This is a genomic window from Sphingorhabdus sp. (genome assembly GCF_044357595.1).
GTDB lineage: Bacteria > Pseudomonadota > Alphaproteobacteria > Sphingomonadales > Sphingomonadaceae > Sphingorhabdus_B.
In genome coordinates, this window is sequence record NZ_JBIKPH010000012.1 from 20,122 (window position 1) to 31,657 (window position 11,536).

5 protein-coding genes are annotated in these 11,536 nt (G+C 55.9%); all 5 read left to right on the forward strand.

Features of this window, described 5'->3' with window-relative positions; translation table 11 throughout:
- Positions 1 to 77: 77 nt before the first annotated feature.
- Complete coding sequence (locus ACIQ2T_RS03080) at positions 78 to 2,921, forward strand: CHAT domain-containing protein (protein WP_397589521.1); 2,844 nt, start codon at positions 78 to 80, stop codon at positions 2,919 to 2,921.
- Complete coding sequence (locus ACIQ2T_RS03085) at positions 2,918 to 3,679, forward strand: hypothetical protein (RefSeq protein ID WP_397589522.1); 762 nt, start codon at positions 2,918 to 2,920, stop codon at positions 3,677 to 3,679. The genes ACIQ2T_RS03080 and ACIQ2T_RS03085 overlap by 4 nt, the downstream gene beginning before the upstream one ends.
- On the forward strand, positions 3,676 to 5,640 hold the full coding sequence (locus ACIQ2T_RS03090; protein WP_397589523.1) for a CHASE2 domain-containing protein: 1,965 nt from the start codon (positions 3,676 to 3,678) through the stop codon (positions 5,638 to 5,640). The genes ACIQ2T_RS03085 and ACIQ2T_RS03090 overlap by 4 nt, the downstream gene beginning before the upstream one ends.
- 22 nt (positions 5,641 to 5,662) lie before the next feature.
- Positions 5,663 to 7,336, forward strand: coding sequence for a ShlB/FhaC/HecB family hemolysin secretion/activation protein (locus ACIQ2T_RS03095; protein ID WP_397589524.1), 1,674 nt, complete (start codon positions 5,663 to 5,665; stop codon positions 7,334 to 7,336).
- An 11-nt stretch (positions 7,337 to 7,347) separates the two neighbouring features.
- On the forward strand, positions 7,348 to 11,536 hold a 4,189-nt coding region (locus ACIQ2T_RS03100; RefSeq protein WP_397589525.1), incomplete at its 3' end, for a beta strand repeat-containing protein.

The following is an 11,536-nucleotide window of genomic DNA, read 5'->3' on the forward strand; positions in this document are numbered from 1 at the left end:
ATGCAACCCCGGGGCTGGAAACGCTATCGGGAGAAAAATGCGAACTTAAGGGAGTGGCTCAACAGTCGCCCAGCAGTGTGTTTGTCGATGACCGGCAGTTACTATGTGGTGGGTTGGCAGTCGGCAGGTTTGCCCGCCTTTTGTTTCCCGAGAATAGCACAGATACCGGCAGGCAACCGCTCGAGCGCGCCTTCAACGCAGCAAAGAGTGAACTGCTGCTCAATACCCAATTGAACTGCGAACCAGAGAGATACTTGCCGCGTGACGGTATATTTGTTCTCACCCTGCCGTGCAGAAGTTCAACTGATGGTTGGCCGATCTTATTGCTCGCGCAGATCAGCGGCGGAACGCTGAACATCGTTCAAGGTCCTGCGTCAGCTTACCCGGCCCTATTGGCAGCACTCGGCCTGCAGTATGATGCAAACCGAACCCTTCTAGCCGCAGAAGTCCGAGCTCTGTGGTCGGCCCCGATAGTCATCGGAAGCGAAGTCGACCAGGCATTGATTAGTGAGCTCTGGTCGGATGCCAGGCTTGCAAACAGCCGCTTTGCTTATGCCGAAGCCGAACAGGCCTTGCGCAGGGCGCTTGATGTTCAAATTCGCATTTTTGGCGAAGATGACGTTGTAACCAACGCGCTTTTTCTCGATATGGCGATGATAGTTGCAAACCTTGGTCGATTTGACGAGTCAGATGGCCTGCTGCGCCGCGCAGCCCCGATCATAGAACGGTCGCCAAGCCCCGCCGAGCGAGCCCGCCTTGCAACGTATAGGGCTAACATATCAGCGTTGCGCGGCGATTATATCGCGGCCCGTTCGGAAGCCAGCGATGCAGTCGCGCAGTGGCGCGCAATATCCGACGCGCGCCCTGTTACCGACGATACAGCCTTGGCTCGAGGGGAAATGGCCATGGCCTTGAACCTAGAGGCCTTTGTGTTGATGCGCAGCGGTGACACAACCAGTGCTAATGTGCTTGCAAGCCAGGCGTTACTGGCGCTGGCAGCCGCGCCTGCAACGCCGGTTTGGTGGCGCGCTGATATAATGGGTGTGCTTGGCGAAACCAGCCTGTCAGATGGTCGACTGGCAGCCGCCGAAACTTACTTCAACACTGCGATCAGGATCCGCAAGGATGCGTTTGGTGAAGGCGCCGGCACCCTGCGATTGCGCACGGCGCTGGCGCGCGCCTACCAAGCAGAGAACATGAATACAAACGCCATCATTGCTTATCGGGAAGCGCTTACCCTCGCCCGCGGTCTGCCGCGCGACAGTTTACCGTTCACTGATGAAGACTTGATGCCGCTGGCAGCGGCAGTCGTCAATTATAGCGCAGATATTGCCGACGAAAAGCAACGTCAGGGTTTGTTTACCGAAGTTTTTGACGCCTTTCAACTTGCCCGCAAGCCAGGCCGCGACCGCACAGTTGCTTTAACGGCCATGCGGCTCTCGTCAGGCTCCGCCGAATTGTCAGCCTTATTGCGGCGCGTCGAGGACTATAATCGTGAGATGGCCCGGTTTCAAAGCGAACTGGCCCAGCAGCAGGCGCTTGCAGCCGATGACCGTAATCCCGAAACAGAAGACGCGCTCATTGCGCAGATCGCCAACCAAGCGCCCCGCATCGCAGCAACGCGCGCAGAAATCGCCACGCAGTTTCCCGACTATCAAGCTCTAAAAGAAGAAATTTTGCCACGGATTGATGATGTGCGCTCCCGGCTAGACGACAATGAAGCCGTGATTACCTTCCTGCTTGGTAGGGAAAAATCATTTGTTCAGGTAATCAGGCGCAATGGAACGATCGTTGCGGAAGTGTCGGCTGGCGCAGGCGATATCGACGCAAGTGTAAAAATCTTGCGCCGCGGACTTGAAATAGAAGGACGCTCGGTTGCTGATTTCGATCTTGATACCGCACACCAACTCTTTTCCCAATTGCTTGGACCGGTCGTCTCGAAGCTCGACGGAATAAAGCGTCTAATTATCGTGCCGTCAGGAGCCCTGGCCAGCCTGCCATTCGGCCTACTTGTCACTGCGCCGCCAGATAACAAAAACTATAGCAGCGCCGCTTGGCTTTCCAGCCAATTTGCTATCACTAACAGCCCGTCAATCACCAGCTTCGTTGCTCTCCGCTCCACGCGGCTTGTCGGCAAGCCGCGCCACCTTTTGTTGGCCGTCGCCAACCCGCAGCTCGCACCCCCGCCGAGTAATGGACCCACAGGTTCAAAAGCGACGCGGGTTGGGTTTGCGGGCCTATTAAACAGCTGCCGCAGGGATGCCCCTGCATCACCCGAAACAATTCGCATGCTGGCCGCGTTGCCCGAAACCGCCAGCGAGGTTGCAGCAGTGGCGGCGGCACTCAAGGCACCTGACGCAGAAATTATGCTCGCCGAGAATGCAACCGAAGTCAATCTGCGCAGCAAGTCCCTGTCGGACTATCGCATATTGTATTTCGCTACCCACGGCGTCTTGCCTGGCGAATTGAAATGCGAATCCGAGCCAGGCCTCGTGCTCACACCGCCTGCTACAATTGCTGCAACGCGCTCAGCCGACGGATTGCTTGACGCCAGCGAGATCGCCGCACTGGAACTTCGCGCCGACCTCGTAGTGCTGTCAGCCTGCAATACCGCCTCGGACGGCGGCGGAAAACTTGGCGGCGAGACCCTGTCGGGGCTAGCCGAAGCCTTTTTCCATGCCGGCGCCCGCAGTTTGTTAGTCAGTCATTGGCAGGTGCCATCGGCGGCGACTGCGCGTTTGATGATCGATGTCTTTAAGGCCGTCGGAGCCAACCCAGAGCTTTCGATAGATACAGCCCTTGCTCAAGCGCAACTTAAGGCAATAGCAAATCCGGCAACGGCTCACCCCTTCTTCTGGGCGGCCTTTGTGTTGATCGGCGATGGTGCATCATCTCCGCTTAACGAGAGAGTGGCGGCATGAATTGCAAGGCGCTCGCTGTGGGGCTTGCGCTCGTCCTTGCCTGGCCCGCCCTTGCCACGCCGATGATCGTCGTTGAAGCGCGCGGTGGCGGCCTAAAGCCCGGGATGCGAATCGATAGCGCGCGATCGGTTAAGCTCGTCGAGGGCGAAAAGATAGTTCTAGTCGCGCCGGATGGCCGGATGTCCACATTGCGTGGCCCCTATTCTGGTCCAGCAGTCCGAAACGCTGGATCGGTTCAGAACCCACGCACGGCTTTGGCTGCACTCATCGCCACCCGCAACGACCGTGCCAGCTCCGTCGGGGCAGTTCGGTCCGGAGCAAGTGCCGCGCCATTGCCAGAGCCTTGGCTTATCGACATCTCGCGCGGCGGCGACCGTTGCATAAAAGAAGGCGAAAAGCCGGTATGGTGGCGTCCGGAGAGCCTTACCGAACAGGCCTTTTCAGTATTTCCCGTTGATCGCTCATGGCGCGCCGATTATGTATGGAAGGCGGCTACAGATCGCATGACGCCTCCAGATATTGTCGGCCTTGACGATTTAAAAACCTTCATAATTCGTGCCAGTGGTCAGGAATACCCTGTTCGTGTCAACATAATACCGCGTGATATCGACGATCCTCTGGTGGTCAGCGCCTGGATGCTGGAAAAGGCATGCGTTCAGCAAGCTGATTCATTTCTAAGGGTGATCGGCAAAGACCTTGACGAAAGCGCAGCGTCGCAAGGCAATATCGAAACGCAGACCGAGGCATTACAACGATGAACCGCGCAACCCGGCAGGTCTTGGCCGCGATCGCAATTGCGTTTGCCGCGACGTTTCTAGGTGGTGGCAGCGTCAAATTCATCGCGCCGCTGGCGAACCTGGAAACAAAGCTCGCTGACATTCGTGTCGCAGCGATGCAGCCCGCGATACCTCCATCTTCGGATGTGGTAGTCATCGCCATCGACGAGGCGACACTAGCCGCATTTTCTTATCGATCGCCGGTTGATCGGGGTCTTGTTGCCGATTTGATCGAACAACTTGAAGACAAGGGCGCCGCCGCCATCGGGGTTGACATCATCGTCGATCAACCCACAGAAGCCGTAAAAGATGAACGACTTCGCAAGGTCATCCGTTCGACAAGCACGCCGCTGGCCTTCAGCTTCAGTTCGGCCCCCAATGTCGTTAATGCCGAACAGCTTGCTTATATGGAGGCGTTTGTTCCGGAAAATAAGCGCGCAGAGGCAAACCTGCTGACCGATCCGTTCGACGGATTGGTCCGCCGCATCAACCCCGGCGGCACTGTCGTTAATGGACAGCGCGTTGACACCCCTCAGCATCCAGCTGGATTTGTAAGGAAATTGGCTGGAATGGGCGGCATAAAAGCACCTCTGGTTCCAGTCGACATCGCCTGGCGTGCTCAACCAGATGCCGAAAATACGCCTTTCCCGACTTTTTCGGCAACTTATCTGCCGTTTTTGCCTCCCGAACTGATCAAGGGCAAGATCGTGTTAATCGGGGCAGTGCTATCGATCACAGATCGCCACAGAACCCCGCTATCCATAATTGACGATGGCGATCGGGGCAATATGCCAGGCGTTATGGTTCAGGCACATGGCATCACCCAGATGCTGGAAGGACGGCGTCCGCCAACGGTATCTGTTTCATGGACAATTGGGCTATTGGCGCTTTTCGCCTTAATCGGCACCGGATTAAGCCTGTTGCGAATGGGCATTGTCTTCAATGTCGGTATCAGCGTTGTAATCACGATTATATATTGGGTAGGCGCAATCTTGGGCTTTGGCAAAGGTTTGCCAATGTTGCCGCTGTTTGGACCGACGCTGTCGCTATTTCTCGCTTTGTGGATGATGGACCTCATTATTGGACGCGGCGAGCGCAAGCAGCGCGAATTTATTCAGAGCACATTTTCGCGGTATGTCTCGCCGGCAGTGGTCGACCAGTTGATCGCCGATCCGAGCTCGGTGCAAGTGTCGGGTACCAAGCGGGACGCGACCTTCATCTTTACCGATATCGCTGGCTTTACTACATTATCTGAAAAATTGGGAGCCGAAGAACTTTCCGAGGTTCTAAATGAATATCTCGACGGCGCATGCGAGATTATCCTGAAATATACTGGCACTATCGATAAATTCATCGGGGATGCCATTATGGCGATCTTCAACGCTCCGATACCGCAGCCCGATCATGCAGAGCGCGGAATTCGTTGCGCGCTCGAACTCGATGCTTATGCCGAAGCCTTCCGAAGGGACTGCAACGCTAGAGATATTCCCCTTGGCGTGACCCGCATCGGCATCCACAGCGGACTATCAATCATCGGCAATTTTGGCTCGAAATCGCGCATGGATTTCACTGCGCTGGGCGACACAGTAAACACCGCCGCGCGGACTGAAGGCGTCAACAAGTACTTCGGCACGCGCGTCTGTTGCACGCAACAGGTCGTCGACCAATGCCCCGATCTTGAATTTCGACCGATTGGCGACATTGTGCTTAAAGGCAAGGTGCAGGCAACGTGCCTATATACCCCTGTCGCCACTACCGATGCGCCTGAATTGATTGCGGGTTATCGCCGGGCCTATGCCTTGCTTGAAGCCAGCGATCCAGACGCTGTCGATTGTTTGGCGAGCCTTTCAAAGGATTTTCCGGAAGATCCCGTCATCCGTTTCCATCAGGATCGGATTGCACACGGGCTGCTTTCCTCGCGTGTGGTGATGGATGACAAATAAACTCCGATCTTTTGCATATGTTATGCCTATACTTTACGTTGCACCGACCTTGATGGCGTTGCACGCTGCGCCTGCCATTGCCCAAATCGTCCGGCTACCACCACAGGCGGAGATTTCGCGCCAGCGGATCCAACCGCTGCCCCTCCCAGACACGCCATTGCAATTGCGCATTCAGAACCCTGAAAAGGCCAGCGTTCCAAAAGCGGTGGATGAAATCGAGTTTTCTATCACCCGCATCAAGGTAACTGGTGCGACGCATTTTCCGGAAGAGCGCTGGCGCGCAATTTTTGCCTCACTTGAAGGCCAGAAAATCGTTTTGAGCGACCTGCGTGAGGCCGCTAATAAACTTGAAAATCTCTATCGCGCCGATGGCTTTTTTCTGACCCGGGTTTTCATCGCTCCGCAAGAGGTGCGCGACGGCACCCTTGAAGTACAGGTAGTCGAAGGGTTCTTAGCCAACGCTTTTGTTCAGGCACCTAACGATCCTAGCCGGAAGCTTACTCAGGCACTCATTAACCCTGTGCTCGGCCAGCGCCCGGTGCGCTTCCTTGATCTTGAACAAAGGCTGCTCCTGCTAAATGATACACCGGGCATGGCCGTGACAAGCGTGCTGCGCCCAGGGGGCACGCTGGGCAGTAGCGATATCTTGCTAACAGCCGTCAAGCCGCCAAGAACTGCCTTTGCCGCCGTCGATAATTCGGGTTCCGACGTCGTGGGGCCAATCAATTATTCGCTTGGCACAACGATCATTCAACCCTTTGGCAGGCCCGGGGCGCTTGACCTATCGCTGGCAATGTCCGGGGAAGGTTTTAGAGAGCTGCAGGCAGTTAGCGGACGATATGCAACGCCGCTTGGCAATAATGGTGTGGTGGGCAGCATCGGCGGGCTTGTCGCGCACGCCGCGCCAGGTGGGCTAATTCGTGATCTTAATGTACAAAGTCTATCGGGTTCGCTGAGCGGAAGTCTGCGCGTGCCATTGCTTCGGTCCCGAGCCAACTCCATCTATCTTGATGCAGGGATGACGGTGAACCGCAGCTTCGTCAAGGCGTTGGGCACAGAGATTAACGACGACAGGAGTACGGTTGCCAGCCTTGGCCTGCAGTGGCGACAGATCGGCTGGCTGGCGGGCGACATGACATTTGGCGTTAACCTGCTACATGGCCTTGACCTGTTCGGTGCAAACAATGCCAATGCGCCTTTGCCGTCGGTCCTTGGGTTTAATCCGCACTTTCTGCGGGCGACCTATCAATTCCAGCGCAATCAGCAAATCCGTGGCCCGATCGGCGCGAGCATGACATTGCAAGGCCAATATACAGCCAACCGCCTGCTCTCGGGGGAGCAAATCTCCTTTGGCGGGAGCGGCATCGGGCGCGGCTATGATCCATCATCAGTGACCGGCGAGCGCGGCATTGGGGTAATTGGTGAACTGCATGCATCACTTCCGGGCGTGCAGGTGCCCAACCTCATTGAGGGGGTCCAAGTCTATGCTTTTGCCGACTGGGCGCGAACCACGGCGCTCGCCTATGAGGAAACGCCCAAACAAAGCGCGGCCATTTCCTCGCTCGGAGTTGGAGCGCGGTTCACGCTGCTACGCCAGTTGTCGGTCGACACGCAGTTCTCTTCGGCGCGCCGAGCGCTTCCGGACGGCGTCAAAGGTGGCGGCCGCTTCACGCTCAGCGCAATTTTGCAGTTTTGAAAGACGATGTCATGACCAGCGCAAAAATTCGATCCGCCAATAATTGTCGAACATGCCGTCCGGCTATTCGCCGGCTGTCGTATCGGGCAACACTGGCGTTAGCGGTCGGCCTGCCTGCATTGGCCGCCGCCAATGCTGAGGAGGTGCCGTTCACGGTCGCACAAGGAAGTGCCACATTTGCTAGCGGCTCCGTTAGCAGCGGAAACAATGGGACTTTCACGGTTACACAGACTACCCGCCGAGCGGTGCTCGACTGGTCACGCATCCTTTTGCAAGCGGGCGAGACCTTAAACTTTGTCCAGCCTGATAGCCAGTCGATCACGCTTAACCGAAGCAGCGGGTCCGCAGCATTCCAAATAGACGGCACTATTAATGCGAATGGCCAAGTCTGGCTTCTCAACCCCAATGGCACGGTCATAGGCGCCACAGGCCGCGTCAATGCCGCCGGGTTCCTTGCCACCACGGCCAGCATCGATCCTGTTTCCTTCATGGACAACAGCACCGGGCGTTTTGTATTCTCTGGCGCAACCAACGCGGCCATTTCCAATTATGGTCAGATCAACGTGCCATCGGGATATGCGGTTCTTGCTGGCAGGAATGTCGCGAACATCAGTTCCAGTAACAACGAAGCGCTGATAAGCGCCAGTTTGGGTAAGATCGCCTTAGGTGGAGGCCGAGACTTTACGATTGACTTTGCCGGTAATGGGCTGGTGTCATTCCTAGTGGCCGACCCGGCGGAAGCCACCGCGGCGGGAGCCACCGTTAGCAATTTCTCAAACAGTGTCTCAAATAGTGGTAGAATTGTGGCCGATGGCGGCACTATCCTTATGACGGTACGCAGCGCTGTCGACATTATCGGCAACGTCATCAATACCACGGGCATCGTTCAGGCGCAGACCGTCAGCAGCGCTGCTGGCGTGATAACCCTCGATGCAGGCCCGACAGGACAGATATTTGTCGGCAACTTTTCCTCCGGCAGCACTTCCGTCGGCGGTGTTATCGATGCCACCGGTGCTGGCGGTGTGAATGGCGGTCTTATTAGCCTAACAGCTGCCGCTATCGATATTAGCGCAGCGAGCAAGATCAACGTTAGCGGCGAAAGCGGCGGCACTATAAATCTGGTGTTACCGGTTAACAGCGTGTCAGCCACTGACAGCGTGCCACCCAACCAAAATGCCAGGGCGGAGCTTAACATTGCATCAGGCGCGCAGTTGCTGGCGAATGCCGGAACCAATGGCACCGGAGGCAAGATAAATCTGCGCGGTGACCTAGCCAACTCGCAATCCCTCATGCGAATTTCGGGAATTTTGCAGGCCGATGGCGGGACAAGTGGCGGCGACGGCGGAACTATTGATATTCAGGCTTACAGGCTCGAGCAAAGAATGGAGGCATCTGCCCGCGCTAAAGCCGCCAGCGGTCTGGCCGGTAACATCAACATAACCTCGGCATCGATCGATGTCCTCGGCATGACGCCACTGTCTCTCGGCGACGATACAGTTGCGGCTAACGTACCCCTTGGCTTCAGTTTCAACTATAATGGTCAAGATTATAACAGTGTCGATGTTTCATCGAACGGTTTCCTGACATTTGGAAGCCTGAACGGTAACAGCTATTGCTGCAATGGTCTTCCACTTGATAATGCCGGAACGCCGCGCAACTCGGTATTTGCGTTGTGGAATGACCTCATCGATCTGACCAACCCCTATTACACAACCATAGTCCTCCCCGACGGCAGTAAACGCTTTATCCTAGGATATTATGGCACGAGAGAATTTTATAATAGTAGCAGTAATAGTTTCGAAATTGTTCTCGATCAAAATGGCCGAATTCAGTTTAACTACGGTGACATCAAAATTCTAAATCACTCTGTAACGGCGGGCGTCACTAGGACAGGGCCCACGGAGTTCACGGAGCTGTTTCGTGGCACGCAAGACGCCACCACAGGCCTGCTCGATACAAGCCTGCTCGCAGGTTTTGCCAACAAGTCATTCGAATATAATAATGGCGCATTTCAGTCGCTGAGTTCGGTTCCGATGGTTCCGAAGGGCAATACTAAAATTCTGGCATCTCAGGTCGAAACATGGCTCAATAGCGGAACAAATGTAGCGCTACGCGCGCAGAACCAAACGTCCACAACTACTGGTGGAACTGCAACAACCGTTGGAACCGCAACTACTGGTGCAACCTCAACTGTTGATGGAAATGTGACGATCTATGCGTTCAACAACAAAAGCGCCGGCCCTCTTACAAAATTGTCGCTTGGCGCCACCGGCGATGTGGTAATCGCAAGTGGAGTTAACATCACGGCGCAATCGGGCCTGTCCGTCGCGTTGCAATCCGACAGCAACGGTAATGGCTCAGGCATCGTCAAACTTGCCGGGACGATCGACACTGGAGCATCGATAGCAGCGGTGCTTCAGAACGGCCTGATCGGAACCAAGTATGATGGGTATTTCAACGACCAATTCAGCTTTTTCGATACAGCAACGAAAGAGCAAGATACGCGTTTTGCGCAACCGTTCACAGCGATAAACAGCACTACGCCTGGCATTGATTTCGATGAAACCTATTCGGTAAACTTTTCGGGCTTTTTTCGCCCCGACGTCAGCGGCGTCTTCACTTTCCAGTCGTTAAGCGATGACGCTTCATACATCTTTTTCGGCAATGCTGGTGAATCGGTACAACAACTCTACGCGCGATTGGCCAGCACGCAGCCGCTGGTCAACAACGGTGGGCTTCATGGTCCGGAAACCCGCTCGGGACAAACTGCGCCTCTCAACGCCGGCCTCTTTTACCCGATGATTGTGCTGTTCGGTGAAAACGGCGGCGGCGACGTGATTAACGTCACATTCGCCCGTCCCGGAGGCGCGTTTACCGATAATGGAACCGGTCTCTATTTTAATGGTACCCCGGGGGCTTCGGGCAGCATCCGTATCGATGGCAACGTTATCCTGCAGGGCAACAGTGCCCTCATTTCAAAGGGCGCCGTTGTCGTAACAGGCAATATCAGCCGCGATGCGGGCGCAACTAACGGCGTCAATCTAAGTTTGAACGCCTCAACTTTGAACACCGGATCCATCAATCTTGGCGAAACGGGTCAACTTGGACTGACGCTCGACAGTGAAAGCAAAATCAACGGCGCCATAGTCGCGGCATCACTCACCAAGTCCGGTGTTGGTCGGCTTGGCTTATTCGGCAATAATGCTGGCCTGGGTGCAATCACATTCCAGAGCGGGACTTTACAGGTCGCCTCAACCAGCAACCTCGCGGGTGGCAGCGCCCCCCTAACTCTGGGCAATGCCAATAGCGTAACGACCTTGCAACTGACTGGGCAACAAGACGTCGAGATTTCAAAGCCAATTACGCTGGCTGGAAATTCTCTGATCGAGGCAGTGGGCCGCCTAACGCTGAGTGGGGCAATCAATGGCAGCCACAACCTCACCGTAGACGGTCAGAGCGATATCACCCTCAACGCCGCGATCGGGGGTACTACGTCGCTGGCAACATTTAACAGCAATTCGGCCAAAACTTTGACACTCGGCCCCCTCGCCACCATCGCAACCGTCGGCGACATAAAGATTGGCGGCGCGAGACGTTTCGTTAACACTGCCACCGATGTTGCGTCGCTAAAACCGGGAACACGCTGGTTGATCGGGAGTGGCAATACCAACCCCTTCGGCGGTGACACCCCGGATGTCATCGGCGGGTTGCTGCACGATTTTCGTGTGTATGGCCTAAGTCAGGAGCAGGCGCTGGGAAGTGTGCCGCTGCCGGTGCTGCCAAGCGGCAATGGCCTCGCTTATAGTCTGCAGCCTTCTCTGTCCTTGTCCGTCACCGGTGGCATTACAAAAACCTATGACGGCTCCACCGCAATTCCGACCGGTCCTATTGCATTTGTTGGCAATGGCCTTCTTGCCAACGATCGGTTCACGGTCAGCAACGTTACCGGAAGCTTCGCCAGTGCCAATGCCGGCACCCATGCAATCTTACTCCCCGACCTCGTCATCAACACGACAGACAGCAGCGGCAAGCCCGTGTTCGGCTACCGGGTCGACGTGAGCCAGTTAATGACGGGCAGCATCACGCCGGCAACTCTGGCGATCATCGCCGATGCGTTGAGCATCGTGTATGGCGACGCAGTTCCGGCGCTGACCTTCACCAGCCGGGGCTTTGTCGGCACAGACAGCGCCAGCCTGCTCA

Excerpts from the sequence above, each read along its gene's own strand:
- ACIQ2T_RS03085 (WP_397589522.1), top strand. The coding sequence starts at position 2,918 with ATGAATTGCAAGGCGCTCGCTGTGGGGCTTGCGCTCGTCCTTGCCTGG.
- ACIQ2T_RS03090 (WP_397589523.1), top strand. The coding sequence starts at position 3,676 with ATGAACCGCGCAACCCGGCAGGTCTTGGCCGCGATCGCAATTGCGTTT.
- ACIQ2T_RS03095 (WP_397589524.1), top strand. The coding sequence starts at position 5,663 with ATGCCTATACTTTACGTTGCACCGACCTTGATGGCGTTGCACGCTGCG.